We start from the raw sequence: 26,967 nt of genomic DNA on the forward strand, positions 1-26,967 counted from the left end.
GTGCTCAGGGCGCCACGGCCGGCAGGGTCGCCGAGATGACGTGCTGAGGCCGCCCTTCGAGCGGCACCTCGCGGATGGAGCCCGAGGGCTCGACGAGCGTCAGTCCGTCCCACCAGCCGTCGCGCGTGAAGCCGCCGGCGAGCACCGCCTCCCAGGCGCCGTCGGCATCCGGCTGCCAGATCGCCACGGTCTCGTGCGGGTGCGCGAGCGGCACGACGACCTCGTCGCCGTCCGAGGGGTCGAGGAAGGAGACGTTCGTGCCGCCGGTCGCCGTGCCGAACGGCCCGGTGCCGGCAGCGACGAGCCGCCCGTCGGGCGCGGTCGCGACGCCGTGCTGGTGCGAGTTCGCCGACGCCTCGACCCGCTGGGTCTCGCCGGTCGCCGGATCGAGGAGCACCGTCACAAGCCCCTGGTACGGCAGCGCGATCCGGCCGTCGTCGGTCAGCGAGGCGTAGTGCGGCTTCTCCCACCCCGCGAAGCCGAAGTTGCCGAACGGCGCGATCTCGACCTGCTCGACCTCGAGCGTCGCGGTGTCGACGAGCGACACGGTGTAGCTGTCGTGGTCGACGGTCGCGACCCACTCGCCCTCGGGGTCGGCGAGCACGTCGAACGGGCGCACGCCGACGTCGGCGCTCGCCGTGAAGGCGCCCTGCGCCACATCGAAGACCTCGAGCCAAGCCGGGTCCGGCCAGCGGTGCACCGCGACGTACACCCGCGTGCCGTCGGGCGAGACGGCGATGCCGAGCCCGCCGTCGCGGTACTCCCCGAACGCGTCGGAACCTGGCGGATGCAGCTGCGCGTCGTGGAGGAAGGGCAGGAGCGCGGTGCGCTCTCGGCTCACGAGGTCGACGACCGCGAGCCCCTCGGCGGTCGCGACGAACGCGGTGTCGGCCGTAGCGGCGACGCCCTATGGCGCGCGCCCCACCGTGACGACGTCGAGCACCGGCGACCTGGCGTCCGGGTCGACGATCGCGAGCCCGTCGGACGCGGCGAGGGTCGCCAGCAGCACGGGGGTGGCCTGCGGAGACGGCGTCGGTGACGGCGCCGTCGACGGCTCGGGCTCAGCCGAGCGCGTCGCGGATGCGGCGGGACTCGGCGTCGGGACGAGCGCCCCGGGCACGCAGCCGGCGAGCAGCGTGGCCGCGATGACCATCGCCGCGATCCTCACCGCGCTCCGCACGCCCCCATGCTCTCAGCATCGGGGACTGCAGCGTCCGGGCGCTCAGCAGCGAGCGCTGGGCATCGGCGATCGCCGGTGGCTGCTTCGTCCCCCGATGGGGGACTACGGTGGCTCCGTGACTCGACCTGATGAGCCGCGTGGTGGCCCGCTCGACGGGGGTGGGCGCGACGAGGCGTCGACGACCGGCACCGGGCCCGCATCCGTCGCCGATCCCGAGGTGACCGGTGAGGGCGCGCTCGCGCCCATGACCGCGGCCGCGCCCGACGCGAAGGCCGCCGCGCGCGTGGCGAAGCGCTCGGTCGCCCGCGCCCTGCCGATGTTCCGCGTCGCGATCGCCGTGCGCGCGGCGCTCGCCGCGATGGCCGCCTGGCTGCTCGCCAACCGGATGGGCGGCGATCTGGCCGACTACGCCTACGCCGCGCCACTCGGGGCGTTCGTCGCGACCGGCACCACGATCTTCACCGTCGCTCGCACCGCGCTGCGGCAGGCGATCGGCATGCTGGTGGGCGCGATCATCGGTATCGGCCTGCTCGCCGTCGAGTGGCCCGGCATCGCCAAGATCGGCCTCATCGCGGGGGTCGCCGTGCTCATGCAGGGCATCCCTCGCTTCGGCCAGGCCGCGACGGTCGTGCCGGTCGTCGCGCTCCTCGTCATCATCTTCGGCGGCGTCGATGCCGACGGCTACGCGATCGGCTACGTCGGGCAGTTCACGCTCGGCATGGCGATCGGCGTGCTCGTGAACGCCGTGGCGATGCCGCCGCTCTACGACCGCGAGACGCGGCAGCAGATCCACGACACCGTCGACGACCTCGCCGAGCGCACGGAGGTGCTCGCCGACACGCTCAGGGGCGAGTGGCCACCCGAGCGTGAGGACTGGGCGGGGTGGGGCCCGGAGCTCCGCGACCGGGTCGTCGCGCTCGACGCGCAGGTCGACGAGGCGCGTGAGGCGCGACGCTTCAACGTGCGGATGCTGTGGCACCGGCACGACCTCGACGCCGACGAGCAGGCGGTGTCGGCGCTGCGCTCGGTCGTCTTCCGGATGGACGACGTGCTTGAGGCGCTCGCGGCCGCAGCGTGGGACCGGCCGATCGAGATCACGCTCGAGCGCGACGAGCGGAGGCTCGCCGCCGATGCCGTCGCGGCGCTCGCCGTGCAGCTGCGCGCGTGGCACGACCGCGGCGACGTCGACGCCGCGTCGGCGACCTCGCAGGAGGCCATCGACGCGCTCTACCGCAGCTCGATCGCGCACGAGGAGCCGCAGTCGGGCGTCGCGACGGTCGTCTTCGCGCTGCGGGCGATGCGCGAGCGGGTGGACTGGGCGGCCTCCGCCCAGCCGCCGCAGCCCTCGCGCTGACCGGGCGCCTGGCAGCGACGCGCGCTTGCTCCGGTTCCGGTACCGATGTGTCGGTCGCGGGTGCCTCGCACCGACACATCGGTACCGGAAACCGGCCCAGTGCGGTCAGCGGCGCGCGAGCCGCATCGGCGCGACGAGCAGTCCGCGGTCCTCGCGCATCCACACCTGCCCGGTCGCGCGTCGCTCTGCGCGGGTGGCGAACCGGTAGCGGTAGACGCGCGCCCGCACCCAGCGCGGTGGCTCGCCGTCGAACGGGTCGTGACCGAGCAGGCGCAGGGTCGGCGGGTCTGCTTCGAGCAGCCGCTCGAGCAGCACCCGGAACCATGTGCCCCGCTGTCCCAGCGCCAGGAACCACATGAGCCAGTCGAGGCGCAGGTGGTACGGCGCGAACCAGCCCGGCACCCGTCGCACGTCGCCGGGCTTGCCCTTGAAGCCGTACTCGACCCAGTCGCCGTCCTCCGGCGCATCCGCCATCGTGCCCTCGATGATGATCTCGTCGCGCCGCTTCGTCACGGTGCCGAACGCGCCGTAGGCGTTGGCGAGCCGCAGCCGGTTGAACGACGCGTTCATGAGCTGACGCTCCGACGCGAGGTTGCGCGCCGACGGGATCGAGAGCCAGGCGTAGGCGACGAAGACGATGGCGATCAGGATGCCGAACCACATCGGCGTCGGCTCGTACGCGCGGGTCTCGGGCCAGGCGGGCAGCAGCCACGCGACGGCGCGATCGTCGACGGCCGCGAAGGCGAGCACAATCGTGATCCAGTTGAGCCAGGCGAAGTTGCCGGTCAGCACGAGCCAGCCCTGCGTGAGGATCATGATCGCTGCGGCAGCGGTCATGATCGCGCCGAGCACCGCGGTGACGCCGGTCGCGTCGCCGCGCACCCCGCCGATCGCGCCGAGGGCGCAGACGAGCAGCACCCACGGCGCGACGAGCTGCGCGAAGTGATTGCCGAGCACCTCGACCTTGTGCCACCACGCCGGCGCGAGGTGCGCCCAGCGGCTGAGCGGATTCGGCATCGGCTGCGTCTCGTGGTGGTACATGAGCGCCGTCAGGTCGCGCCACTCGCGGCCGCCGCGCAGCTTGATCATCCCGGCGCCGAACTCGAGCCGGAACACCAGCCAGACGATGAGCAGCAGCGCGAGCGTCGGCGGTGCCACCGCATCCGAGCCGAGGAAGGCGACCAGGAACCCTGCTTCGCACAGCAGCAGCTCCCAGCCGAAGCCGTAGAACACCTGGCCGATCGGCAGGATCGAGAGGTAGACGATCCAGAGCACGAGGAACGCGAGCATCGGCAGCCACGGCGGGCCGAGCTGCGGCAGGCCCGCGACGAGCGCGAGCGCGATCGCGATGCAGACGACGCAGAGGATGCGCAGGAACCGGTCGGAGTAGTGCCACCGGAAGATGCTCGGCTGGCCCTCGAGCGCGCCGGCGGCGATGTACCGCGGCGCGGGGGAGAGGCCGCGCTCGCCGAGCAGCGCCGGGAACTGCAGCAGCGTCGAGAGGAACGCGACCGCGAAGATGGCGGCCGTGCCGCGCTGCAGCACCTGCCGCGCGAGCTCCGCGTGCGGGGCGTCGAGCCAGCCGACGATCGCTCCCCAGTCCATCGCTACACCTCCGCCCCGACGCGCTGGTCGAGGAGACCGGTCCCCACACGCGGGTCGAGGAGCACGGCGAAGCCGCGCGTTCCCCCACGCTGGTCGAGTAGCACGGCGAAGCCGCGCGTATCGAGACCACTCTCCACACGCTGGTCGAGTAGCACGGCGGAGCCGCGCGTATCGAGACCACGGCCACGCGTCGCCTCGAGCCCGGGCGAGAGACGCTCGAGCACCGCCAGACCCGCGCGCTCACCCATCGCTCAGCCCTCGTGCACACCGATCTCGCGCAGCGCCGCGTGCGCCGCGTGCCAGCCGCTCATGCCGTGCACCCCGCCGCCCGGCGGCGTCGACGACGAGCAGAGGAAGACCCGTCCAGGCATCGGCACGCGGTACGGGTGCGCCAGCACCGGTCGCAGCAGCTGCTGCGTGCCCGCGAGCGTGCCGCCGCCGATCGAGCCGCCGACCAGGTTCGGGTTCCACAGCTCCATCGCGGCCGGGGTCATCGGCCGCCGCTCGAGGATGCGGTCGCGGAAGCCCGGCGCGAACCGCTCGATCTGCCGCTCGATCGCGGCGGATGCGTCGCCCGGCCACGCGTGCGGCACGTGCGCGTACGCCCACAGGATGTGCCGCCCCGCAGGTGCGCGGTCTGGGTCGGCAGCCGTCGGCTGGGTGACGAGCACGAACGGCTCGTCCGGCATCCGCCCCACCGCGACCGCGTGCTCGGCGGCCGCGATCTCGGACATCGTGCCGCCGAGGTGGACGGTGCCGGCGCGCGCGACCCGCTCGTCCTCCCACGGCACCGGGCCGTCGAGCAGCAGGTCGAGCTTCGACACTGCCGGCCCGTACTTCCAGGTGCGCAGGCGCTTCGCGTACGGGCCCTCGATGCGGTCGCCGGCCATGCGCGCGAGCTGGTGCGGCGTGACGTCGAGCAGGATGAGGTCGGCATCGGGCAGGTCGCGCAGGTCCGTCACGTCGACGCCCGTCTGGATGCGGGCGCCGGCGAGCTCGGCGACGCGGGCCAGCGCATCCACGATCGACTGCGACCCGCCCTTCGCGAACGGCCAGCCGGCGGTGTGGCCGACACCGCCGAAGGCGACGCCGAACGCGCTCGTCAGCGGGTAGCCGAGCGGCAGCGTCGCGTGCGTGACGCTGCCGGCGAAGAGCGCCTGCGCGGCACCGGAGCGGAAGATCGTGTGCGCGAGCATCGTCGCGGGCCAGGCACCGCGCACGCCGATGCGGGCGAGCAGCAGCGGGTCGCTCGGGATGCGCACGAGCGGCCCGAGGATGCTCTCGGCCGTGCCGTTGGGGTCGTCGGTCGCGGGCTTGTGCAGCCGCAGCCACGCGCGGGCGTCGACGCCCAGCTCGCGGGCGGTCTGCTCGGCGTCGCGGTGCAGCACTGCGGCGCGGCCGCCGGGCAGCGGGTGCGCCATGGGGTAGTCGGCGTGCACCCACTCGAGCCCGTGCTGCTCGAGCCCGAGCGCCCGGAAGGCGGGGCTCGTCGCGCCGAACGGGTGCCCCGCCGCGCCGAGGTCGATGATGGCCTGGTCGCCGAAGGCGGGCACGGATGCGCTCGCACCGCCGACGTAGTCGAGGCGCTCGAGCACGGTGACGTCGAGGCCCGCGCGAGCGAGCACGGCGGCGGCGGTGAGGCCGTTGGGTCCGGCGCCGACGATGACGGCGGTGGTCATGCGGCCTCCAAGCGGATGCGTCGGATCGAGCGGATGCGCCGCAAGCCTCCCGCGTCAACCTGAGCAGAGCAAGCGGAGCGCAGCCTTGCGAGCGCGGGCCGGTCCGCCGCCAACCGCGGTCCGTGTAGCGAAACGAGGCATCGTCTTCCGTTGCATCATCCTTCCCTTCTCGCCCTGACCATTTCGTCGCCAAAGTTGTCTTACAAAATACGTTGACAAGATTGGCGACCGCCGCGTACGGTCGAGCCTGCACGGCAATGACGCGGGAGGCAACGTGGCGAAGGCAACGGTCATCGGACTCGGTGAGGCAGGGGCGCTGTACGCCCGGGGGCTCGCCGATGCCGGCTTCGAGGTCCACGGATTCGATCCCTTCACCCGCCTCGACGACCCCGATGTCGCGCAGCATGACGACCTGGCCGAAGCGCTTCGGCCTGCCGAGCTCGTCATCACGCTCGTCGGCGCTCGCGCCGCCAAGGGCGTGACCGAGCAGGTGCTCGCCGCCCTCGAGCATGCCCCCGTGCTGGCAGACCTCAACACCGGCTCACCCGCGCTGAAGCGCGAGCTCGGCGATCTCGCCGGCGCGCAGGGCGTGCCGTTCGTCGACGTCGCCGTCCTGGCGCCGGTGCCTCGTGCCGGCGCACAGACACCGCTCATGGTCAGCGGTCCCGGTGCGCAGCGCTTCGTCGAGCTCTTCGCCCCCGTCGGCGCCGACGTCGAGTCGATCCAGGGGGAGGCGGGCGACGCCGCGGCGCGCAAGCTCATCCGCTCCGCGTTCATGAAGGGCTTCGCCGGCGTCATCCTCGAGAGCGTCGGCGCGGCCGAGGCCGCTGGCTGCGAGGCGTGGCTGCGCGGGCAGATCGTCGCCGAGCTGAGCGGCGATGCCGAGGCCTTCGTCGAGCGGCTCATCGTCGGCTCGAAGCAGCACGCGGAGCGCCGCGTCCATGAGGTGCAGGACGCCTCCGACTACCTCCGCTCGATCGGTCAGCCCAGCTGGTCGACCGACGCGGCCGGCAACTGGCTCCGTCGCCTCCGCGACGAGAGCGCACCGATCTCGGCGGCAACGGCCTGACGGCCGGCCGCGGCGACCTGGAAGGAACCCCACGAATGGAAGCACGACGCATGCTCGTCGTCGGCGCACACAGCGCCGACTTCGTCTGGCGCGCAGCCGGAGTCATCGCCAAGCACACTGCGGCCGGAGGCGAGGCGCGCGTGGTCGCCCTCAGCTACGGCGAGCGCGGCGAGAGCGGTGAGCTCTGGAAGGAGCCGGGCCAGACGGTCGAGAACGTCAAGCGCCACCGCCACGCGGAGGCGACGGAGGCGGCAGAGGCCGTCGGGGCGAGCTTCGAAAGCTTCGACTGCGGTGACTACCCGCTCAACGTGGGGGAGGACACGGTGGAGCGTCTCGCGGAGCTCATCCGCGACTTCCAGCCGCATGTGGTGCTGACGCATCCCGACAAGGACCCCTTCAACCCCGACCACCCGGTCGCGAACGCCGTCGTCTCGAAGGCTCGCCTGCTGACGGCCGGTGCGGTCGTCGAGGCCGGCTTCCGCACGGCACCGCCGAGCGAGTTCCTCGTCTTCGAGCCGCACCAGCCGGAGCTCTGCGGATTCATGCCGACCGTCTTCGTCGACATCACCGACGTGTTCGAGCAGAAGAAGCGGGCCATGGCTGCCATGAAGGCGCAGTCGTACCTGCAGCAGTACTACGCCGAGCGCGCCGAGCACCGGGGCAACCACGCCCGCAAGGTCACCGGCGACAAGGGCATCCGCCAGGCCGAGGCGTTCCAGCGCCTCGTACCCAACGTGGTCGGCGCGCTGTGAGCGGCGTCGCCGTCCAGACCGGGGCCATCTCGACGCTCGCGGACGCGGGGGTCGCGACGGTCTACGAGGCGCGAGGTCGCAAGGGCCTCGTCGACGTCGACCTCATCCAGCTCGTCGCGGGCAGCCGGGCCGCCGGCCCTGCCCGTACGGTGCTGTGCGCGCAGGACGACAACCGCGGCGTGCACGAGCTGTGCGCTCGCATCCAGCCCGGGGAGATCGCCGTGCTGACCATGCCCGAGGCCCGCCCCGTCGCGCTCATCGGCGACCTGCTCGTGACGCAGCTGCAGGTCGCCGGGGCCGCGGGCATCCTCTGCGACGCCAGTGTGCGCGACGTCGAGGAGCTGCGCGGGATGGGCATCCCGGTCTGGACGCGCTGGATCCGCGCACACGGTGCCGGCAAGGACGCCCGCGGTCAGGTCGATGCTGCCGTCGAGATCGGCGGCGCGACCGTCCGCACCGGCGACATCGTGGTGCTCGACGCCGACGGCGCCGCCGTCGTGCCGGCCGACGAGATCGACATCGCTGTCGAGCTCGTGCGGGCGCGCGAGCAGAAGGAAGAAGGACTCCGGTCGCGCTGGCGCGCGGGCGAGCTGTCCTACGACGCGTACGGCTTCCGAGCCGAGGACGAGGAGAAGGCCTGATGGAGATCAAGGTCGAAGCACTGACGCTCAAGTACGGCGACAACGTCGCGGTGCGCGATCTCGACCTCGACATCGGCGAGGGCGAATCGGTCGTGCTGCTCGGGCAGTCCGGCTGCGGCAAGACGAGCACGATGCGATGCATCGCCGGGCTCGAGACGCCGACGACGGGACGCATCACGGTCGGCGACAACGTCTTGTTCGACGCGAGCACGGGCGTGAACCGCCCGTCCCACAAGCGCAACATCGGGATGGTCTTCCAGTCGTACGCGATCTGGCCGCACATGACCGTGTTCGAGAACGTCGCGTTCCCGCTGCAGATGCAGCGCTCGTCGAAGGCCGACACCCGGAAGCGCGTGCTGGAGACGCTCGAGCTCGTCGGGCTCGAGGAGTTCGCCGACCGCGGCGCGAGCATGCTCTCCGGCGGGCAGATGCAGCGCGTCGCGCTCGCCCGCAGCGTCGTGATGCAGCCGTCGATCATGCTGCTCGACGAGCCGCTCTCCAACCTCGACGCCCGCCTGCGCCACCGCCTGCGCGGCGACCTGCGCGAGCTGCAGCAGCGGCTCGGCCTCACCTCCGTGTACGTCACGCACGATCAGGAGGAGGCACTGGCGCTCGCGGATCGGATCGCGATGATGCAGCACGGCCGCATCGTCCAGATCGGCACGCCCGATGAGATCTACGGCCGCCCGCGCAGCGCTTCGATCGCCGACTTCCTCGGCGTCGGCAATATCCTCGACGTCGAGGCGGTCGACAGCACGCACGTGCGGCTCGCCGGCGCCGACTTCACGCTCCGCGTACCCGCCTACGAGAAGGCGACGCAGCTGCGGGCTGCCATCCGTGGCGAGGACGTGCTCACGGCGGACGACCGGCCCGACGGCAACATCATCACCGGTCACGTCCTCACCCGTGAGTTCCTCGGCGCGAGCGCGATCTACCGCGTCGAGATCGCACCGGGGGTGCAGATCGAGGTCTACGGCTCGAAGCACCGGCCGCTCCGCGGCGGCGAGGGCCAGGAGGTGCGCCTGAGCATCGACGTCGATGCGATCCAGGTGCTGCCGCTCGATGTCGACGACCTGCCGCCCGCCGACGTGCCGACGACCGCGCACGCAGAGGTCGCGGCCTGATGGCGACGTCGACCCTCGAGCGCCCGCAGCGGCACGCAGCCACGGCGAAGTCGACCGCCACGTCGGCCGTGCGGCGCGGGGTGCTGCCCGCAGTGCTCTACGCGCTGCTCGCGATCCTCATCGTGATGCCGATCGCGCTCGTCGTGCTGTCTGCGTTCACGACGACGACGCCCCGGCCCGGCAACCTCGACCTCTCCGGGCTGACCCTCGAGAACTTCGCCGCGGTCGTCGGCCCCGGTGCCGGTCAGGCGGCGCTGAACTCGCTGCTCGTCGGTGTCGGCGCGTCGATCCTCGCGCTCGCGATCGGCGGCTTCCTCGCCTTCGTCGCGGCGCGCACCAACGCCTACGCGAAGGGTTTCCTCTACTTCGTCGGCCTGCTGCCGATGTTCCTGCCGTCCTACGTCGGCGCGCTCGCGTGGGCAGTGCTCGGCGGGCCGAACGCAGGACTGCTCAACATCCTCGCTCGCGACCTCGGCATGCCGGCGATCGTCGACATCTTCAACGTCGCCGGGCTCGTCTTCGTGCTCGCCCTCTACTACGCGCCGTACGCGTTCCTGCTGATCCACGCGTCGCTGAGCCTCATGAACCCCGACCTCGAGGAGGCCGCGCGCATCCACGGTGCGACGCCGCTTACCGTGCTGCGCAAGGTCACCTTCCCGCTCGCGACCCCAGCGATCCTCGGCGCGGGCATCCTCATCTTCGTCCTCACGGTCGAGAACTTCCCGGTGTCGCAGATCATCGGCAGCGCCGGCGGCCTCGACACCCTGCCGACCTACATCTACCGGCTCATGAACTCGGCGCCGTCGCGCGGCAACGAGGCCGCCGCGGTGGCCATCACGCTCGTCGTCATCGTGCTCGCGGTCACCGCCCTGCAGCGCTGGGTGGTCTCGAAGCGCAGCTACACCACCGTCTCGGGCAAGGGCCTGAAGCTCGGCGTGGTCAACCTCGGCTGGTTCAGGCTGCCGGCGCTCATCATCGGGCTCGTCTACTTCGTGCTGTCGACCGTGCTGCCGATCGTCGCGCTGCTCTTCGTCGTCCTCCACGACTCGCCCTACGTCGGCAGCATCACGCAGGCGTTCAGCGAGGGCAGGCTGTCGTTCGAGCAGTTCGAGGAGACGCTCGGCTCCTCCGTCGTGCACCAGGCCACCATCAACTCGGTGATCGTCGCCGTCGTCGCGGCGCTCGCGGGGACGCTGCTCGCCTTCGTGGTCTCCTACGTCGTCAACCGCTCCAAGCTGCCCGGCCGCGAGGGCCTCGGCTACATCTCGATGCTGCCGCTCGCCGTGCCGGCGATCGTGCTCGGCCTCGGCCTGCTGTGGACCTGGCTGATCCTGCCGGTGCCCATCTACGGCACGCTGCTGGTGATGATGATCGCCTTCGTGGCAGCGCAGATGCCGCAGGGCTACCAGGGTGCGAGCTCGTCGATCCTGCAGATCCACCACGACCTCGAGGACAGCGCGGTGATGCACGGCGCGAGCCGCTGGCGGGCCGTATGGCGGATCACGATGCCGCTGCTGCGGGTGCCGCTCACCTCCACCTTCCTGCTGCTGCTCATGCTCTCGATGCGCGAGCTGACCGTGCCGCTGTTCCTGTTCACCACCGACACGAGGCTGCTCTCGATCGTGATCTTCGAGGACTTCGAGAACGGCGTGCTGCAGCGCAGCGCCGCGACGAGCCTCGTCTACTGCGTCGTGATCTTCGTGCTCGCCTTCATCGCACGTCGCTTCGGCGCCGAGCAGACGAAGTAGCCGACCAACCCCATCCCGATTCGATCCAACGGAGGATCACCATGCACAAGTCCATCAAGGTCGCGCTCGCCGGCGCGGCCATCACGACCCTCGCCCTCACCGGCTGCTCGGGCGGCGGTTCGCCGAGCTCCTCCGAGGGCGCACCGGCGGCCGGCGAGGACCTCGTCGTCGACGGCGAGGTCATCGCTACGGCCGACGTCTACGCGGCCGCCCAGGAGGAGGACGCCATCGTCTTCTACACGGGCGGCAGCGAGGTCTCGGAGCAGCAGGCTGCCGATGCGTTCACGGAGGCGACCGGTCTCGAGGTCGAGATCGTCCGGCTCGCGCCCAACAGCCTCAACTCGCGCATCCTGGCCGAGCAGTCCGCGGGTCAGCTCGCGGCGGATGTGATCCGCATCTCGGGTGAGGACCTCATCGCCGGCATCGCCGAGTCCGGGGCGTTCGCGCCGGTCGAGCTGACCGACGACATCTCGGGCGGCCTCATCGAGGAGGCCACCTACGAGGACGGCCTGTACTACTCGAGCTTCGACCGCGTCTACAGCTTCGGCTACAACAACCAGATCGTCGACGAGGCGAGCGCCCCGCAGAACTGGGCCGACCTGCTGGATGAGCAGTGGTCGGGTGGCCAGGCCGGCATCGTGCAGGTCGGTGCCGGCGGCAGCACCGCCGCGCTCACGCGGTTCCAGCTCGACGTGCTCGGCGAGGACTGGATGCGTGACTTCGCGGCGAACGGCCCGCGGATCTTCGAGTCGTCCGCGGCTCTGACCGACGCGGTTGCGCGCGGCGAGATCGCGGTCGGGCCGATGCCGATCGCCACCGCCTACGCGGCATCGCTCGACGGTGCGCCGATCACGATCGCGACGCCGGAGGAGGGTGCCGCCGCGTATCCGTTCTACCTCGGCGCGACCGCCGATGCGGGCAGCCCCAACGCGGCCGCGGTCTTCGTGAACTGGCTCCTCTCGACGCAGGGTCAGACGCTCGCCGCCGAGCTCGGCGACTACCCGGTCCGTGAGAGCGCTCCGAACCCCACGATCGGTGACGTCGAGCTGCCCGAGGCTGGTTCCGAGTTCGTGTTCCGCTCGACGCTCGAGGAGTCGCTCGACAACCTCGAGGCGGACGCGGCGCTGTGGACGGAGATCTTCGGCTACACGGGATGATGTGCGGACGCGGTGGGGCGGCGATCGTCGCCCCACCGGCTGCACCCGAGAACGACGATTGAGATGGAGACAGGCATGGATCTTGCGGGGCAGATCCGGGAGATGATCCTGAACGGCGAGCTGGTGCCCAACCAGCGGCTCGTCGAGGCCGACCTCTCCGAGACGTTCGGCGCATCCCGACCCGCGGTGCGCGAGGCCCTGCGCGAGCTGACCGGCGAGGGTCTGGTCGAGCGCGTGGCCAACCGCGGCGCCCGAGTGAGGGCCATCAGCTTCGACGAGGCGATCGAAATCGCCGAGGCGAGGCGCGCGCTCGAGAGCCTGTGCGCCGGCAAGGCGGCGGAGGCCATCACCGATGCGGAGATCGCAGAGCTGCAGGCGCTCGGCACGGTCATGCGGACCGCGGTCGACGACGGCGACCGGGAGCTGTACGCGGCGAAGAACCGTGAGCTGCACGACCGCGTCCACGAGATCTCCGGTCAGCGCACGGCGCTGACGCTCATCCGACGCCTGCGCGGGCAGAACGTGCGGCAGCAGTTCCGGCTCGCGCAGAAGCCGGGGCGCGCCGACGTCTCCGTCGTCGAGCACCTGGCCATCATCGAGACCATCTGCCGCCGCGACCGCGAGGCGGCCGAACAGGCGATGGCAGCGCACCTCGACAGCGTCATCAGCGCGATGCACGCGGTGCGGGCTGAGGCCGAGGCGCAGCACGCGCCCCGCGCGCAGCTGGAGGCGGCGTCGTGACGGGGGCCTCCGGCGCGGGCGTGCGCTGCATGCTCATGCGCGGCGGCACGTCGAAGGGCGCGTACTTCCTGGCCGAGGACCTGCCCGCCGACCGAGCCGAGCGCGACGACTTGCTGCTGCGCATCATGGGGTCCCCTGACGCGCGGCAGATCGACGGGATCGGCGGAGCACATCCGCTCACGAGCAAGGTCGCTGTCGTGCGGCCCGTGCCGGGGCATGGCGAGCCGGATGCGGTGGAGTACCTCTTCCTGCAGGTGTCGGTCGACGAGGCGCTCGTCAGCGACCGGCAGAACTGCGGCAACCTGCTCGCCGGCGTCGGCCCCTTCGCGATCGAGCGCGGCCTCATCCCCGCCGACGACGGCGAGACGCTCGTGCCGATCCGCATGGTCAACACCGGCGGCGGTGCGGTCGCGCACGTCCCGACGCCCGGCGGGGTCGTCGACTATGACGGCGGCACCCGCATCGACGGCGTGCCCGGCACCGCCGGCGGCATCGTCCTGGACTTCGAGGACGCCGCCGGCTCCAGCTGCGGCAGCCTGCTGCCGACCGGCCGGGTGGTCGACGAGATCGACGGCATCGCCGTGACCCTCGTCGACAACGGCATGCCCACCGTCGTGCTCCGCGCATCCGACATGGGTGTCCGCGGCGACGAGACGCCGACCGAGCTGGAGGCCGACGATGCGCTGCGGGCGGCTCTCGAACGCATCCGCATCGACGCGGGCGAGCAGATGGGCCTCGGCGATGTGCGCGACGCAACCGTGCCGAAGATGACGATGGTCTCGGCACCGACGGGGGGCGGCACGCTGTCAACCCGCACGTTCATCCCGCATCGCTGCCACACGTCGATCGGCGTGCTGGGCGCCGCGAGCGTCGGCGTCGCCGCGCTGCTGCCCGGCTCGGTCGCCGACGGTCTGGTCGTCGCGCCGGACGGCGCCCGGCTCTCGATCGAACACCCGACGGGCGCCCTCGAGGTCGAGATCGAGCTCGACGGCCTCAAGGTGCGGCGCACCGCGATCGTGCGCACCGCGCGCCCGATCATGGACGGCATCGTCTACCCACGCCCCCGGCGCTGAGGTGGGGCGCGGCTGGTTGACGCCGCAGCTCGCGCTGCTGCTCGCGCACGCGGTGCTCGTGCAGCTCGTGAGCTACGCGATGCGACCGGCGATCAGCTACGCGATCCTCGACCTCGGCTTCGGTCCGGTCTGGCTCGGCGTCGCCACCGCGGCCTTCGCGGTGCCTCCGCTGCTGCTCGCCATCCCGTCCGGGCGGCTGACGGACCGCTTCGGCGAGCGGGCGCCGCTCGCAATGGGCGGGGCCGCCTACGTCGGCGCGGTGGTCATGGCGCTGCTGTGGGGGACGACGCTCTTCGGCCTCATCGCGGCGACGGTGCTGCTCGGCCTCGGCGTGCTGTGGTCGGTCGTCGGCGAGCAGGCGTGGGTGATGCGCGATGCCCCCGGCGGCCGGCTCGACGCGGTCTTCGGCATCTACACCTTCGCCACCTCCAGCGGGCAGATGCTCGGCCCGTTCCTGCTGGCACTGCCGGGCGGCTCACCGCAGTCACCGCCGTTCGAGCTGGTGTCGTGGTGCTGCCTGGGCGCGTCCGCGGCGGTGCTCGTGCTGGCGTTGCTCGTGCGGTCGACCAGGCGCCTGGCTGACGACGAACGCGATGCAACGCCCGAGCGGCTCGCCCCGGCCGCGTGGCGGCTGCTCCGTCGTCCCGGCGTCGTATCGGCGCTCGTCACGAGCAGCCTCGTGCTGTCGTCGCTCGACATCGCGCTCGCCTACCTGCCGCTGCTCGCCCAGGAGCGCTCGTTCGCGCCGTGGGTGCTCACGGCGCTGCTCGTGGCGCGCGGTCTCGCAACGATGGTGTCGCGACTGAGTCTCGGACGGCTGACCGGGGCGTTCGGTCGCCGTCGCGTGCTGATCGTCGGATCGCTGCTGTCTGCCGTAGGGCTCGCGGCTCTCGCCCTGCCCGTCCACCCCGTCCTGCTCGTGCTCGCGATGGTCGTCTACGGGCTCGCTGCCGGCACCGTGCAGCCGCTGACGATGTCGTGGATGACGATGCTCACGCCGCGTCACCAGCGCGGTGTCGGCGCATCGATGCGGCTCGTCGGCAATCGCGCGGGGCAGACGGCGATACCACTCCTCGTCGCGGCGATCTCCGCGCTCGGCGGCGCGGCGGTCGTGTTCGCCTTCACCGGGCTGAGCCTCGTGGCCTCGGCGTGGCTGTCGCGTGTCGCGCCGAACGACGCAACCTCCGACGACGACGCGATCGGCGATGCAGCATCCGAGCCGTGACCGTCCCGTTGCCCTGCGCGCCACCGCCCGCCATGCTCTCGTCATGACCTACGCTCCTCCGCCCGCACCGAGGTACGCGCCACCTCCAGCGCCCGGCCCCGGAGCGGTCGTGGCGGCGGTCATCGCGATCGCGGCGCCGATCGTGGCCGTGCTCGTGAAGCTGCCGTCGAGCGGCTGGCTCATGGTCTTCTTCTTCATCTCGGGGCTGCTCTGGCTCGCCGGCTACGGGCTGCTCATCGTCGCGGTGTCGCTCGGCATGCTCCGGCGCCGCGGGCAGCTGCGGTTCGGCACTCGCCGCGTCCGCGCCATCATCTGGGCGCTGCTGACGTCGGTGGGCGTCGTCGTGCTCGGGTTCACCGTCATCGACGGCGGCGATACGACGGAGTCGGTCCAGTCGACGCTGACGCTCATGCTCGGCGCACCCGTCAGCCCGTCGCCAGCGCACAGCCTGACCGAGGCCATCTCGTGGATCGCGGCGGTGGCTTGGATCGTCGGCTGGGCGGCGCTCGTCGTCGAGTGGATCGTCGCCGCCGGCAGATCGCGGCGTGCGGTCGCGTCGGTCGCACCGCCGGTCCTGCCGCCGCGACTCGGCTGAGCCGCTCGCACGGCCTCAGTCAGCGCTGCGATGGAAGCGCTCCCGCACCGTCTCGCGGTTGATGCGCTGGATCTCCTCGATCTGCTGGTCGGCACGCAGCTGCAGCGAGAGGAGGAGCGCGCGATCCTGCCGCGGGTCGCTCTCCGCCAGCTCGAGCAGCGAATCCCACATCGACCGCTTCGCCCGCACCGCGCCGGTGAGGAAGTCGAGCTCCATCTGCGCGAGCGAGCTGCGGCGCAGCCGCAGCAGGTTGACGGGGTTCACGCCGCCGCCGATGCGCAGGAGTCCCGTGAGCAGGCGCTTCCAGCCCTTCGGCCGAAACCCGAGCTGCTGGATGATGCGCGCGAGGTCGCGCCGGTCGCGCTCGATCTCGCCGGAGAGCGCGAGCAGCGCCTGCTCGTGCGCGGTGCCCTCGAAGGTGCGCGCCGCCGCCTTGAACGCCTGCACGCCGCCCTCGGATGCGAGCAGGTGCTCGTTCAGGTAGGTCGCGAGGTTGTCGTCGGCATCGCTGCGACGGTCGGTCATCGTGGCCTCCGATCGAGAGTGTGTCCCCCAACTCTCCCCCCTTTGTCCTGTGAGATGGGTGCGGGCGTGCTGCGTCGCACCGCCGCAACACGGCGCGCGTGCCGCACTCCGAAGGTCGATGCGGCACGCTAGCCGCATGCATCCGAACCCGCCCGAGCGCGGCCACGACGACGCGGCGCTCGTCACCGCCGCGTGGGTCGCCATCCTGGCGCCGCTCGTGGCCATCGCGCTCAAGCTGCCCACCGGCGGCTGGCTGCTCGTCGGCATGGTCTTCTCGTTCCCGATCTGGCTCATCGGGTACGCGGCTGTCGTCGTGCCGGCGGCCGTCGGCATGCTGCGCCGGCGCGGATCGCTCCGCGGGCCAGGTCATCGCACGCGCGCCATCATCTGGTCGTGGCTCACCTCGATCGGGGTGCTCATCGTCGGCCTCACGGTGGTCGACGGCGGCGACACGAGTGAGTCGGTCGCCTCGACGCTCGGCCTCATGCTCGGCAGCACGGGCACTGACTCGCCGGTCAACGACGTGTCGGCCGTGATCGCCATGGTCGCGGCCATCCCGTGGCTCGGTGGGCTGCTCGCGCTGCTCGTCGAATGGATGGTGTCGCTCGCGCGACGCCGCGCCGAGGCGCCGCGCGTCGCGCCGCCCGTGGTCGGCAGGCAGTGACGCCGCGAACGCGATCAGAACGTCGCCCGTGCACCAACCGATTACCGCGACATCAGCACGAACCGACGGGACGCTCGTCTCTCCACGAGCCGCCGGTGCTCAGCGTTTCCGAAGGTATGACTCCGTCCACTTGCCCGCTCCCATCGAGACCGCGATCCTCGTCTGTACCCCATCTCTCGCACGACAAGGATCCGCGATGCCTGCCATGCCTCCTTTCCAGCAGCCGGGCCCGGGCGATTCCACGCGAGGCCGCACTCCGAACCCCATGTGGGCGCAGGGCGTGCCTGCGACCGCGTACGTCGGGACGACCGCCCAGGTCGCGCGGACCCGTCGGCGAGGGGCCTGGTTCTGGGTCCTGATCTCGCTAGCGGCCGTAGTCGTGCTGCTCCTCAGCAACTGCGCGGGCATCGTCATCGGCGTGGCCGCCGCGGGGGGCATCCCTACGCAACTGGCTGAGACCCAGCAGGCTTTGGACGACGCCACGGTGGAGGTCGCCGATGCGCAGTCAGCGGAGGCGGAAGCGCGCGCGCTCGTCGCAAGCTGCGAGCAAGAGGCGGAGGCGTTGCAGGGGGACCTCGACGAGGCGGTCGCCGCAGCGGCGGCGGGCGGTGCAGATCTCGACACCGCCAATGCTCGCGTCACCGAACTCGAGGCGTCGATCGCGGGGCTCGAAGCGCGCATCGTCGAACTCGAAGCATCGCTTGCATCGGCCCAGGCCGCTGCCGCGCCAGCACCCGCCCCGGCGCCGCCAGCGGCGGCGCCGGCTCCGGCCGCACAGGCTCCGGCCGCGCCGGCACGACCCGCGCCCGTGGCCGGCTCCGGATCGTCCAGCGGTGGTGGCAACGTGTACTACGCCAACTGCACGGCCGCACGGAACGCTGGGGCAGCACCCGTGTACAGGGGCGAGCCGGGCTACGCGAGCCACCTGGACCGCGACAACGATGGCGTGGGCTGCGAGTAGTCCCTCGTTGCGCCCCCGATCAGAAGGCCGCGGCACCCGCCTCCGCGACCGAGTGGTCCTGCGCACCCGATCCGCCGCTGACACCGACAGCGCCGACGACCGCGCCGTCGCGCGTCAGCGGGATGCCGCCGGCGAAGATCGCGACCCTCCCGCCATTCGTCGTGTTGATGCCGAAGAACTGCTGGGTCGACTGGGAGTTGTCCCCGAGGTCCTTCGTCGAGATGTCGAAGGCGCGCGACGTCCACGCCTTGCTGATCGAGATGTCGACGCTGCCGATCCACGCGCCGTCCTGCCGTACGTGCGCGACCAGGTTCCCGCCGGCGTCCACGACGGCGATGTTCATGGGCTGGCCGATCTCGTCGGCCTTCGCCTCGGCGGCGGCGATCACGCGGCGGGCGTCCTCGAGCTTCACGGTCATGGTGCATCCTCTCGTCGGTGGCGCGAGTGCGCCGCGGCCGAGGCGGTGACGCACCGGCGCGCTCCCCGAGTCTCACAGAGGGGCGGATGCGTGGCCAGGGGTCGGCCCGGACGGTGACGATCGCCGGCGCTCGCGACCGCCGACCGCCGCGGCTCAGCCGAGCAGCCGCAGGAACGCGCTCAGCTGCGCGACGCCCTCCGGCGTCGGCGGCAGGTGCGCGCGGAGCCCCGGGGAGTGCACGAGGTACGCCCGCCACTGCCCGCGCGAGATCGCGACGTTGAGCCGGTTCACCGACAGCAGGAACTCGATGCCGCGCGGCACGTCGACCGCGCTCGACGCCGCCATCGAGACGATCACGACCGCCGCCTCCCGCCCCTGAAAGCGGTCGACCGTGCCGACCGAGGCGTCGCCGAAGCCCGCGGCGGCAAGCCGGTCGTGCAGCAGCCCGACCTGCGCGTTGTAGGGCGCGACGACGATGACGTCGCGCGGATCGAGCGGCCGGGCGACGGTGCCGTCGTGCCACTCGCGGCCGACCAGGTCGCGCACGATCGCGACGACCGCATCCGCCTCCTCCGCCGATGACGTCGTGCTGCCCGCGTGCCGCACCGCGACGGGCTCGAGCCCTGGCTCGACGCCGGTCAGACGCCGCGCGGAGTCGTGCGCGCCGAGCCGCCCGTCGTAGGCGAGGTCGGAGACGGCCGCGCAGAGCTCCGGATGCATCCGCCACGACGTACCGAGGAAGTAGCCGAAGCGCTCTGGGATGACCGCCTCGCCATCGCAGAGCCAGCCGAGCGCCGAGCCGTCGACCGGCGCCGGGTGCGTGCCCTGGCTCACCTGCGGCAGCTGCTGCGGGTCGCCGATGAGCAGCAGGCGCCGCGCCGCGCCGCCCGCGGCGACCGTGTTCGCGAGCGAGAACTGCCCGGCCTCGTCGATGACGAGCAGGTCGAGCGGCGCGAACCCCTTGTTCGCGTGCCCCGCGAACGCCCAGGCCGTGCCGCCGATCACGCCCGGCTCGCCGCCCAGCGCCTCGGACGCATCCTTCACCGACGTCCACGCGTGCGCGTCGACGTCGCCCTCGCGCGGCTTCTTCAGCACCCGCTCGGCCGGCACGCCCGCGTCGACGACGCGCTCGAGCATGTGCTCGACGGTCGCGTGCGACTGCGCGACCACGCCGATCCGCCAGCCACGGCCCACGAGCTCAGCGATCACCCGCGCGCCGGTGTAGGTCTTGCCGGTGCCGGGCGGGCCCTGCACGGCGACGAAGGATGCGTCCAGCTCGGCGAGCGAGCGGACAATCGCGTCGGTCGTGCCGTCGCCCTCCACCGCGGCGAGCCGAGCAGGCGCCCGGCGCCGCAGCACGTCGAGGGAGGCGTCGTCGGGCAGCGCCGCCGGGAGCTCGCCGCCGTCCTCGAGCGCGTCGGCGAGGGCATCGGCCCAGCGCTCGATCGACTGCTCGAGCGGCGCGCTGTTGGGCGGCTGCGCCGGCGTGAGCGCGATCGGCGTCGCCTTCCACGGGATCGCCGTGGTGTGGCGGCCCGCGCTCTCGACGAGCTCGAACACGTCCTCGTCGAGCATCAGCGTCGTCTTCGCGTGCGTCGAGCGCCACGCATTCGGGTCGTCGCCGGGCACGTGCGGCGGCTCGTAGACGGCGAACTGCTGCGTCGTCTCGTCGGAGAGCCGCGTGCCCGGCCCGACCGTGCCGCGGAAGCGGACGCGTCGCACGAGGCTCTGCTTCGCCTGCTCCCAGGGCCCGACCTCGAGCACCTCGTCGACCGTGATGACGTCGCGCTGGTCGCGCCAGTCGTCGAGCGGGTCCGCGAGCCGCTTGAAGTGCTCCCACCAGAAGGTCTTGCGCTCGCGCGCGTGGTACCCGACCGCGGCGGCAGCGAGCGCGAGCGCCAGCTGGTCGGGCGTGCGATCGGCAGGGTCGTCACCGGCGCCTGTGAGCAGCCGCTCGACGAGGGCTTCGCGCGCTGCGATGACCTCGGCGCGCTCCGGCGAGAGCTCCTTCGGCGGTGAGGCGTCTCGGACCGGCGCCCCCTCGGCGCCCTCCGCCACGAGCTCGAGCAGCCAGTCGCGCAGCCACTGCGTCGACTCGACGTCGTAGGCGTTGTACTCCTCGATCTGCGCGAAGAGCGCGTCTGCCTTCGCCGCCTCGCCGGCCTCGCGCAGCTCGGTCGCCTGCTGGAACCACACGATCGAGTCGCCAGCGTTCGTCACCTCGCCCATCCGCGAGCCCGGCATGTACAGCGGCTCGAGCTTCTTGAGCGAGTAGCTCGGGCTGCCGATCACGAGCGACCGCTTCACGACCGGGTAGAGGTCGACGAGCGCCGAGCCACGCAGGAGGTCGTCGATCTGCTCCTCGCCGACGCCGTGGCGGGCGGCGATGCTCAGCAGGTGGGTCCGCTCGTAGGAGGCGTAGTGGTAGATGTGCAGGTCGGGATGCCGCTGCCGCCGCTCGTCGACGTAGGCGAGGAAGTCGATGAGCGCCTGCTTCTCCTCGGCGAGCGAATGTGCCCAGAAGCCCGTGAAGGTGCCGTTGGCGTCGCGCACGCCGAAGAGGTAGTCGAGCCCCCAGATGTCGCCCTGCTGCCAGAGCGGATCGCCCTCGAAGTCGAAGAACAGGTCGCCGGGCGACGGCTGCGGCAGCTCGCGGATGGCTGCGTCGTCGACGACGTCGAAGGTCACGGCGGATGCGTCGCGGGAGCGCAGCTGCAACCTCGCCTGCCGCTGCAGCGAGGCGAACGTCGCCGCGGCCATCCCGGGTGGGCCGGCCGCGGCATCCGCTAGCTGCGGCATCGTGGTGATGCCGGCCGCGCGCAGCCGGTCGCGCTGCTGCTTGCGGATGCCGGCCACCTGGAAGACGTCGTCGTGCAGCGCGATCTGCTCAGCGCACGCCGCGCACTGGCCGCACGCGAGGATGCCGTCCGTGCCCCAGGGCAGCGCGGCGTCGGCCTCGAGCCGGTCGTCGACGATCTGCTCGAGCCGCGCGCGCCGCTCGAGCAGCACCGGCTCGATGTCGCGCAGCTGGTGCACGCTGACGCGGCCGTCGCCGAGCAGCAGCCGCACCTCGTCGGAGACCGGCACGCCCATGGAGCGCAAGGCGCGGGCGTAGGCGGCGAGCTGCAGCAGCGCGGTCACCTTCGCGCGGCGGGCGAGCTTCGCGTCCGAGACGACGTAGCTGCCCTCGTCGTCGAGCTCGACGAAGTCGGCGTAGCCGAAGAAGCGCTCGCCCTCGAAGGCGGCCTGGAAGATGGCGTCGGCGCGGTCGTCCACGGCCTTGCGGGTCATCGCGACGGCGAGCGAGCGTCCCTCCGCGTCGAGCCCCTTGGCGATCTCGACGACGTCGGTGCGGGCGCGGAGCACTTCCAGCAGCGCCTCCTCGTGCCGGTCGCCGAGCTCGGCGGTGCGGTCGAGCATCGCGTCGGCTTCGACGGGTACAGGCTCGCGTCGGCCGAGCTTCGCGTCGAGCGCGGTGAGCACCTGCCACTCGCACGTGCTCGCACGCGTCAGGTCGCTCGCGGTGAGCAGCACATCGCCGGCTTCGAGGATCAACGTCGCCTCCTTGGCAGCGAGCCTACGGAGCGCGGGTGACAGCGTCGGCCAGGAGCGCCCGGGACGCGCGATGCGCTCAGGCCAGCATGGCGCGCTCGGCAGCGCTCAGCGGCGTGACCGCCCGGCCGTCGAGCAGGAAGTGCATCCGCGCGGCGAGCTCGAGCTCCTCCGCGATCGCGGCGGCGTCGCCCACGGACGTGCCGACCGTCACCAGGCCGTGGCGGTCGAGCAGCACGCCCCGCGCCCGCTCGTCCGACGCGAACCCGTCCGCGCAGGCGCTCGCGAGCCCCGGCTGACCGGGCGCGACGTACGGCACCCGTGGCAGCACGCCGACGCGCATCGCGTAGTAGGGCGTGTAGGCGGGGAGGGCGTCCTCACGAGGGAGGTCGTCGAGGCACGACGCCGCGAGCGCCCACGGCGAGTGCAGGTGGACGATCGCCGTGGCGTGAGCGCGCACGCGGTAGACGGCGGCGTGCAGCACCGCCTCCTTCGTCGGAGGCGGTCCGTCGACGTGCTGACCGTCGAGGTCGAGCACGCTCAGCCGGTCCGCGTCGAGCTCGCCGAGCAAGGCGCCGGTGGGAGAGACCAGGATGCGGTCGTCGACGCGGGCGCTGATGTTGCCGCTCGTGCCGGGGCACATGCCCAGTCGATCGAGTCGCTGCCCGTAGCGGACGAGCTCCGCAGCGACGCCGGTCATCGGGTCGCTCCGGTGGGTGCCGTGTCGAGGGCCCGGGTGAAGATGTCGTCCTGACCGAAGTTGCCGGACTTCAACAGCAGGGCGACGGGCGTCTCGCCGCCGCTCGCCGTCCACGGCACGCCGGGGTCGACCTCCGGACCGATGGCCAGGGACCGCACGCCGAGTCCGTTGACGACCGCGCCACTCGTCTCACCGCCGGCGATCACGAGCTGGCGGATGCCGGCGTCGACCGCCGCGGCCGCGATCCGGCCGAAGGCGCGCTCGACGAGGGCGGCCGATGCGTCGACGCCGAGGTCCGCCTGGATGCCGGCCACGACGTCCGGATCGCTCGACGAGTAGACGAGGGGCCGCTCGTCGGCGTGCGTCTGGAGGAATGCGATCGCCTCATCGATCGCGGCGTCGCCCTCGGCGAGCGCGCGCACGTCGAGCTCGAACGAGGGATGCGCCTGCCGGTGGCGGGCGACCTGCCGGCGGGTGGCAGCGGAGCAGGAGCCGGAGAGCACGGCGGCAGGGCCGGCGGGCACGCGGAAGTCGTCCGCGGCCGTCGAGCGCTCCGTGAGCGCCGATCGGCCGATGCCGAGCGCGAGCCCAGCGGCACCGGTGGCGAGCCTGGCATCGGCGAGCGCCGCGCCGAGCGTCGTGAGGTGCTCGTCGGAGGTGGCGTCGGCGATGACGAAGCGGGTGCCGGCGGCGGATGCGTCGACGAGCGCCGCCCGGACGGCCGCTGCACCGCGCTCGACCACGTCGGCGTGCACGGCCGCGACCGGCTCGTCGACCTGCGCGGCGAGCACGCGGCGGAGATCCGAGTCGCGCATCGGGTTGATCGGGTGGTCGCGCATCGGCGATTCGGAGAGCAGCAGGTCGTGCACGAACAGGTGCGAGCGGTAGGTGGTGCGGCCGTTCTCAGGCACCGAGGGGGCGAAGACGACCGACTCGGCGTCGAGGAGATCGGCGAGCGCCGCTGCGACGGGTCCGATGTTGCCGCGGTCGGTGGAGTCGAAGGTCGAGCAGTACTTGAAGAACAGGCGCGGTGCTCCCTGCTCGAGCAGCCAGCGAGCGGCGGCGAGCGACTGCTCGACGGCCTCGGTGGCGGGGATGCTGCGCGACTTCAGCGCGATGACGACGACGTCGGCGTCGCTCGCGGCGCGGTTGGTCGGCACGCCGAGGTGCTGCACGGCGCGGAGCCCCAGCCTCGCGAGCATGCCAGCGAGGTCGGTGGCCCCGGTGTAGTCGTCTGCGATGACGCCGAGCTGCATGGCGTTCCTCCTGCTGCGTGCGGTCGCCGGTGGGCGGCGACGATGGATGTGGTGCTGCGCGGCCGCCCGGGTGGACGGCCGCGCAGCGGTGGCTCAGCCTCGGAGGGCGAGGATCTCCTCGGCCCACTCCTGGACCTGCGGGTCGGCGTCGTCGATCAGGCCTGCGACCGGCTCGCGCCACTCCTCGAGGTCGATCTCGTGGAACTCCACGCCCTCGTCGACGAGGAACTGGCGGTTCGCCTCGGCCTCCGAGACCGAGGTCTCGCGGTAGGTCGAGGACACGGTGTCGGCAGCCTGGAGCAGGATCTCCTGCACCTCGGCGGGGTAGCCGTCGAAGGTGTCGCCCCACATCTGGAAGTGGAAGTTGCCGTACAGGTGGTTGGTCTCGGTCACGTAGGGCGCGACCTCGTAGAAGGACGAGAAGCGCACGACGTCGATCGGGTTCTCCTGGCCCTCGATGGCGCCCTGCTCCATGGCGGAGAAGACCTCGTTCAGCGCCATCGGCGTCGGAGAGGCGCCGAGCGCCTGCCACGTGTCGATGTACGTCTGCTGGTTCGGCACACGCAGCTTGAGGCCGGCGAGGTCGCTGACCGACTCGATCGGACGCGTCGAGTTGAGCTGGCGCCCACCGCGGTAGAGCGCGCCGATGAGCTGGAAGCCGGAGTCCTCGCGCACCGTGGTGAGGATCTCCTCGGCCATCGGGCCGTCCCAGACCTCGAAGAAGTGCTCGGCGTCCTCGTAGAGGAACGGCACCCCCTCGATGGCGGCGAGGTCGGTGTAGCGCTCGAGCGAGCCGAGGCTCTCGATCACCATGTTGACCGAGCCGATCTCGAGGCCCTCCTGCATCTCCTCCCAGCTGCCGAGCTGCGCGGCCGGGAACACCTGGATCGTGATGGCGCCGTCGCTGAGCGTGGAGACCTCTTCGGCGAGCTGCTCCGCGGCGCGGTGCTGCAGGCTGTCGACGGCGTATGCGTGGCCGAGCGTCAGGGTCATGGGGGCGATGGCGCCATCGGCGGCGGGTGCGCCACCCGGCGCGGCACCTCCGGACGAGGAGCAGCCGGTGAGCACCACGGCGCTCGCCGCGAGTGCGGCGACGGCCGTCGTCGCGAGTCGGTTGGATCGGATCTTCATTGATTTCTCCTTGGGTTGGTGCGCTGGAGGGCGCGGCGCAGCCACCTCGGGAGGGTGAGCCACCCGAGCCGGTTGTGTTGGGGGGTCTAGTCGGGGAAGTGTCGGACCTGGATCTGCGACGGGGCGTCGCCGAGCGTTCGCTTGAGTCGGCGCTCCGCGTGGCGCATGTGCTGGCGCATCGCCGACTCGGCTGCGCGCCGGTCGCGCGACGCGATGGCGTCGACGACCGCGACGTGCTCGCCGTGCGAGCTGGTCGTCTCTCCGGCTGCGCGGAGCGATCTCGCCATCCACACGCGCAGCAGCGACGTGATGTTGGAGAGGACGTCCGCGAGCGCCGTGTTGCGTGCCGCGGCCGCGATGACGCGGTGGAACTCGACATCGAGGTCGACGAACGCGGCTTCGTCGCCGGACACGCGGTCCATCGCCTCGAGCGAGGCGCGCATCTGTGCGATGTCATCGTCGGTCGCCCGGCGAGCGGCGAGCCCAGCGAGTGCGACCTCGATGTACTGGCGGGCCTCGATGAGGTCGAGCACCCGAGGCTCGCCGAGGAACAGGCCCCACTCGATGACGCGCGGCAGCAGGTCGGAGCCGGACTCGCGCAGGTAGGTGCCGTCGCCGTGCCGGATGTCGACGACGCCGAGCAGGCCGAGGGACTGGATGGCCTCACGCACCTGGGCGCGTCCCACTCCGAGCTCCTCTGCCAGCTGCCGCTCGCTCGGGAGCTTCGACCCGGTCAGGTCGTCGCCCGAGAACATCCGCGTCGAGAGCGCGTGGATGATCTCGGCACGGACGTTGCCGTTCGTGGCCTGCGGGGGCTGTGGTTCGGTCTGCGTCATGACGTCATGCTCTCAGCGGTCTGCCGACTGCAGGGTGCGACGCAGCTTGCCGAGCTCGCTGTAGGCGTTGTCGCGCGCGGCGACCATCGCCTGCGCGTCGGCTTCGCTGAGGCCGAGGTAGCCGCCGCCCGTCTTGATGCCCAGATCGCCGGCGTCGACGCGCTCCTTGAGCGACGGCGGCACGGTGAAGCGATCGCCGAGCGCCTTCTCGAGCGAGGTGTAGGAGTTCGCGTAGATGTCGAGGCCGGCCATGTCGGCGACCGCGAACGGTCCGTAGAGCGCGAGTCGGAAGCCGAAGGAGGCGCGCACGATGGTGTCGATCTGCTCGGCGCTCGCGTGACCGTCCTCGACCATGCGGGCCGCCTCCCGGAAGAGTGCGAACTGGAGGCGGTTGCAGACGAAGCCGGGGGAGTCGACGACGACGGCCGGCTCCTTGCCCGTCTGCGCGAGCAGCTCGACGAGCTGGTCCGGGAGTGCCGCGTCGGTGGTCGCGTGGGGGATGACCTCGACGCCCGGCAGCAGCGTCGCCGGGTTGAAGAAGTGCACGCCCAGGAACCGCTCGGGGTGCTCGAGCACCTCGGCGAGCTCGCCGATCGGGATCGCCGAGGTGTTGGTGGCGATGATCACGTGGTCCGCCACGGCCGCCTCGATCTCGCGAAGCACGGCGTGCTTGACACCGATCTCCTCGAATACGACCTCGAGCACCATGTCGGCGCCCTGCACGCCCTCCGCGAGGGAGCCGGCCCACGACAGGTTCGCCTCGACCGCGGCTGCCTGCTCGTCCGAGATGTAGCCGCGGGCGGCGTGGTCCTTCGCCTCGGCGATGACGCGGGCGTGGCCGGCCTCGGCGCGGCGCGGCTCGGCGTCGATGAGCACGCAGCGTCCGCCGGCGCGGGCGAACACCTGAGCGATGCCGCCGCCCATGTACCCCGATCCGACGATGGCGATGGTGATCGCGTCGAGCTGCATGTCTCTCCCTCG

General features: G+C 72.0%; 26 protein-coding genes. 13 read left to right on the plus strand and 13 right to left on the minus strand.

The features are described 5' to 3' along the window. Nucleotides 1-4 precede the first annotated feature (4 nt). A complete protein-coding gene (locus EDD26_RS05615; protein ID WP_123696806.1) occupies nt 5-841 on the minus strand; it encodes a YncE family protein in 837 nt (278 codons plus the stop codon). 66 nt (nt 842-907) lie between these two features. Beyond that, nucleotides 908-1,153: a hypothetical protein gene (locus tag EDD26_RS05620; protein WP_123696807.1), complete on the minus strand. Its 246-nt coding sequence runs from the start codon at nt 1,151-1,153 to the stop codon at nt 908-910. Nucleotides 1,154-1,295: 142 nt separating this feature from the next. Between EDD26_RS05620 and EDD26_RS05625 the strand changes: the two genes are divergently transcribed. Beyond that, entirely contained in the window at nt 1,296-2,534 is a 1,239-nt protein-coding gene (locus EDD26_RS05625) for an FUSC family protein (protein ID WP_123696808.1), read from the plus strand. A gap of 105 nt (nt 2,535-2,639) precedes the next feature. Here the strand turns inward: EDD26_RS05625 and EDD26_RS05630 are convergent, their stop codons facing one another. Genes EDD26_RS05630 through EDD26_RS05640 form a run of 3 tightly spaced genes read right to left on the minus strand, consistent with a single transcriptional unit; the run spans nt 2,640 to nt 5,818 of the window. Next, nucleotides 2,640-4,139: a lipase maturation factor family protein gene (locus EDD26_RS05630; RefSeq protein WP_123696809.1), complete on the minus strand. Its 1,500-nt coding sequence runs from the start codon at nt 4,137-4,139 to the stop codon at nt 2,640-2,642. Nucleotides 4,140-4,141: 2 nt separating this feature from the next. Continuing rightward, nucleotides 4,142-4,387, minus strand: a complete 246-nt coding sequence (locus EDD26_RS14620) for a hypothetical protein (RefSeq protein WP_123696810.1) — start codon at nt 4,385-4,387, stop codon at nt 4,142-4,144. A gap of 3 nt (nt 4,388-4,390) precedes the next feature. Further along, nucleotides 4,391-5,818, minus strand: a complete 1,428-nt coding sequence (locus EDD26_RS05640) for a phytoene desaturase family protein (protein WP_123696811.1) — start codon at nt 5,816-5,818, stop codon at nt 4,391-4,393. 274 nt (nt 5,819-6,092) lie between these two features. On the opposite strand from EDD26_RS05640, the gene EDD26_RS05645 reads away from it, so the two are divergent. From EDD26_RS05645 to EDD26_RS05690, 10 genes are all read left to right on the plus strand, one after another. Next, nucleotides 6,093-6,887 (plus strand): NAD(P)-dependent oxidoreductase, encoded by a 795-nt coding sequence (locus tag EDD26_RS05645; RefSeq protein ID WP_170165540.1) that lies wholly within the window; start codon nt 6,093-6,095, stop codon nt 6,885-6,887. Nucleotides 6,888-6,922: 35 nt separating this feature from the next. Continuing rightward, a complete protein-coding gene (locus EDD26_RS05650) occupies nt 6,923-7,639 on the plus strand; it encodes a PIG-L deacetylase family protein (RefSeq protein ID WP_123696813.1) in 717 nt (238 codons plus the stop codon). Then, nucleotides 7,636-8,280, plus strand: coding sequence for an RraA family protein (locus EDD26_RS05655; protein ID WP_245989773.1), 645 nt, complete (start codon nt 7,636-7,638; stop codon nt 8,278-8,280). The genes EDD26_RS05650 and EDD26_RS05655 overlap by 4 nt, the downstream gene beginning before the upstream one ends. Beyond that, complete coding sequence (locus EDD26_RS05660; protein ID WP_123696814.1) at nt 8,280-9,404, plus strand: ABC transporter ATP-binding protein; 1,125 nt, start codon at nt 8,280-8,282, stop codon at nt 9,402-9,404. The genes EDD26_RS05655 and EDD26_RS05660 overlap by 1 nt, the downstream gene beginning before the upstream one ends. Next, nucleotides 9,404-11,152 carry an ABC transporter permease gene (locus tag EDD26_RS05665; protein WP_123696815.1) on the plus strand — a complete coding sequence of 583 codons (1,749 nt, stop codon included), beginning with the start codon at nt 9,404-9,406 and terminating at the stop codon, nt 11,150-11,152. Before EDD26_RS05660 ends, EDD26_RS05665 begins: the two co-directional genes overlap by 1 nt. A 41-nt stretch (nt 11,153-11,193) precedes the next feature. Further along, complete coding sequence (locus EDD26_RS05670) at nt 11,194-12,309, plus strand: ABC transporter substrate-binding protein (protein ID WP_123696816.1); 1,116 nt, start codon at nt 11,194-11,196, stop codon at nt 12,307-12,309. Between the two features lie 75 nt (nt 12,310-12,384). Continuing rightward, nucleotides 12,385-13,050: a GntR family transcriptional regulator gene (locus tag EDD26_RS05675; protein ID WP_123696817.1), complete on the plus strand. Its 666-nt coding sequence runs from the start codon at nt 12,385-12,387 to the stop codon at nt 13,048-13,050. Then, nucleotides 13,047-14,123 (plus strand): 4-oxalomesaconate tautomerase, encoded by a 1,077-nt coding sequence (locus EDD26_RS05680; protein WP_245989774.1) that lies wholly within the window; start codon nt 13,047-13,049, stop codon nt 14,121-14,123. The genes EDD26_RS05675 and EDD26_RS05680 overlap by 4 nt, the downstream gene beginning before the upstream one ends. A 16-nt stretch (nt 14,124-14,139) precedes the next feature. Next, a complete protein-coding gene (locus EDD26_RS05685; RefSeq protein ID WP_148058701.1) occupies nt 14,140-15,348 on the plus strand; it encodes an MFS transporter in 1,209 nt (402 codons plus the stop codon). 109 nt (nt 15,349-15,457) lie between these two features. Beyond that, on the plus strand, nt 15,458-15,943 hold the full coding sequence (locus EDD26_RS05690; protein ID WP_123696819.1) for a hypothetical protein: 486 nt from the start codon (nt 15,458-15,460) through the stop codon (nt 15,941-15,943). A 15-nt stretch (nt 15,944-15,958) separates the two neighbouring features. Here the strand turns inward: EDD26_RS05690 and EDD26_RS05695 are convergent, their stop codons facing one another. Beyond that, nucleotides 15,959-16,468, minus strand: coding sequence for a hypothetical protein (locus EDD26_RS05695; RefSeq protein WP_123696820.1), 510 nt, complete (start codon nt 16,466-16,468; stop codon nt 15,959-15,961). Between the two features lie 136 nt (nt 16,469-16,604). Between EDD26_RS05695 and EDD26_RS05700 the strand changes: the two genes are divergently transcribed. Both EDD26_RS05700 and EDD26_RS14810 read left to right on the plus strand, forming a co-directional pair. After that, entirely contained in the window at nt 16,605-17,132 is a 528-nt protein-coding gene (locus EDD26_RS05700; RefSeq protein WP_123696821.1) for a hypothetical protein, read from the plus strand. A 379-nt stretch (nt 17,133-17,511) separates the two neighbouring features. Beyond that, nucleotides 17,512-18,093, plus strand: a complete 582-nt coding sequence (locus EDD26_RS14810) for an excalibur calcium-binding domain-containing protein (protein ID WP_245989775.1) — start codon at nt 17,512-17,514, stop codon at nt 18,091-18,093. Nucleotides 18,094-18,112: 19 nt separating this feature from the next. On the opposite strand, the gene EDD26_RS05710 is transcribed toward EDD26_RS14810, so the two are convergent. From EDD26_RS05710 to EDD26_RS05740, 7 genes are all read right to left on the minus strand, one after another. Then, on the minus strand, nt 18,113-18,511 hold the full coding sequence (locus EDD26_RS05710; RefSeq protein ID WP_123696822.1) for a GlcG/HbpS family heme-binding protein: 399 nt from the start codon (nt 18,509-18,511) through the stop codon (nt 18,113-18,115). Between the two features lie 153 nt (nt 18,512-18,664). Then, on the minus strand, nt 18,665-22,066 hold the full coding sequence (locus EDD26_RS05715) for a TM0106 family RecB-like putative nuclease (protein WP_123696823.1): 3,402 nt from the start codon (nt 22,064-22,066) through the stop codon (nt 18,665-18,667). A 76-nt stretch (nt 22,067-22,142) separates the two neighbouring features. Further along, nucleotides 22,143-22,763 (minus strand): class II aldolase/adducin family protein, encoded by a 621-nt coding sequence (locus tag EDD26_RS05720; RefSeq protein ID WP_123696824.1) that lies wholly within the window; start codon nt 22,761-22,763, stop codon nt 22,143-22,145. Continuing rightward, a complete protein-coding gene (gene otnK / locus EDD26_RS05725; protein WP_123696825.1) occupies nt 22,760-24,019 on the minus strand; it encodes a 3-oxo-tetronate kinase in 1,260 nt (419 codons plus the stop codon). The genes EDD26_RS05720 and otnK overlap by 4 nt, the downstream gene beginning before the upstream one ends. A 93-nt stretch (nt 24,020-24,112) precedes the next feature. Continuing rightward, nucleotides 24,113-25,150, minus strand: a complete 1,038-nt coding sequence (locus tag EDD26_RS05730) for a TRAP transporter substrate-binding protein (protein ID WP_123696826.1) — start codon at nt 25,148-25,150, stop codon at nt 24,113-24,115. Between the two features lie 86 nt (nt 25,151-25,236). Further along, nucleotides 25,237-25,986, minus strand: a complete 750-nt coding sequence (locus tag EDD26_RS05735) for a FadR/GntR family transcriptional regulator (RefSeq protein ID WP_123696827.1) — start codon at nt 25,984-25,986, stop codon at nt 25,237-25,239. A gap of 12 nt (nt 25,987-25,998) precedes the next feature. Beyond that, the gene (locus EDD26_RS05740; RefSeq protein ID WP_123696828.1) at nt 25,999-26,955 is read right to left on the minus strand and encodes a 3-hydroxyacyl-CoA dehydrogenase family protein; all 957 of its coding nucleotides are present in this window, start codon (nt 26,953-26,955) and stop codon (nt 25,999-26,001) included. Nucleotides 26,956-26,967: the final 12 nt, after the last annotated feature.

Source organism: Agrococcus jenensis (assembly GCF_003752465.1).
Taxonomy (GTDB): domain Bacteria; phylum Actinomycetota; class Actinomycetes; order Actinomycetales; family Microbacteriaceae; genus Agrococcus; species Agrococcus jenensis.

Bases quoted from the DNA above. Each gene is read 5' to 3' on its own strand.
- EDD26_RS05650 (WP_123696813.1), top strand. From the start codon at position 6,923: ATGGAAGCACGACGCATGCTCGTCGTCGGCGCACACAGCGCCGACTTC.
- EDD26_RS05710 (WP_123696822.1), bottom strand. From the start codon at position 18,511: ATGACCGTGAAGCTCGAGGACGCCCGCCGCGTGATCGCCGCCGCCGAG.
- EDD26_RS05700 (WP_123696821.1), top strand. From the start codon at position 16,605: ATGCATCCGAACCCGCCCGAGCGCGGCCACGACGACGCGGCGCTCGTC.
- EDD26_RS05695 (WP_123696820.1), bottom strand. From the start codon at position 16,468: ATGACCGACCGTCGCAGCGATGCCGACGACAACCTCGCGACCTACCTG.
- EDD26_RS05670 (WP_123696816.1), top strand. From the start codon at position 11,194: ATGCACAAGTCCATCAAGGTCGCGCTCGCCGGCGCGGCCATCACGACC.
- EDD26_RS05730 (WP_123696826.1), bottom strand. From the start codon at position 25,150: ATGAAGATCCGATCCAACCGACTCGCGACGACGGCCGTCGCCGCACTC.
- otnK (WP_123696825.1), bottom strand. From the start codon at position 24,019: ATGCAGCTCGGCGTCATCGCAGACGACTACACCGGGGCCACCGACCTC.
- EDD26_RS05735 (WP_123696827.1), bottom strand. From the start codon at position 25,986: ATGACGCAGACCGAACCACAGCCCCCGCAGGCCACGAACGGCAACGTC.
- EDD26_RS05660 (WP_123696814.1), top strand. From the start codon at position 8,280: ATGGAGATCAAGGTCGAAGCACTGACGCTCAAGTACGGCGACAACGTC.
- EDD26_RS05665 (WP_123696815.1), top strand. From the start codon at position 9,404: ATGGCGACGTCGACCCTCGAGCGCCCGCAGCGGCACGCAGCCACGGCG.
- EDD26_RS05620 (WP_123696807.1), bottom strand. From the start codon at position 1,153: ATGGTCATCGCGGCCACGCTGCTCGCCGGCTGCGTGCCCGGGGCGCTC.
- EDD26_RS05630 (WP_123696809.1), bottom strand. From the start codon at position 4,139: ATGGACTGGGGAGCGATCGTCGGCTGGCTCGACGCCCCGCACGCGGAG.
- EDD26_RS05640 (WP_123696811.1), bottom strand. From the start codon at position 5,818: ATGACCACCGCCGTCATCGTCGGCGCCGGACCCAACGGCCTCACCGCC.
- EDD26_RS14620 (WP_123696810.1), bottom strand. From the start codon at position 4,387: ATGGGTGAGCGCGCGGGTCTGGCGGTGCTCGAGCGTCTCTCGCCCGGG.
- EDD26_RS05720 (WP_123696824.1), bottom strand. From the start codon at position 22,763: ATGACCGGCGTCGCTGCGGAGCTCGTCCGCTACGGGCAGCGACTCGAT.
- EDD26_RS05675 (WP_123696817.1), top strand. From the start codon at position 12,385: ATGGATCTTGCGGGGCAGATCCGGGAGATGATCCTGAACGGCGAGCTG.
- EDD26_RS05740 (WP_123696828.1), bottom strand. From the start codon at position 26,955: ATGCAGCTCGACGCGATCACCATCGCCATCGTCGGATCGGGGTACATG.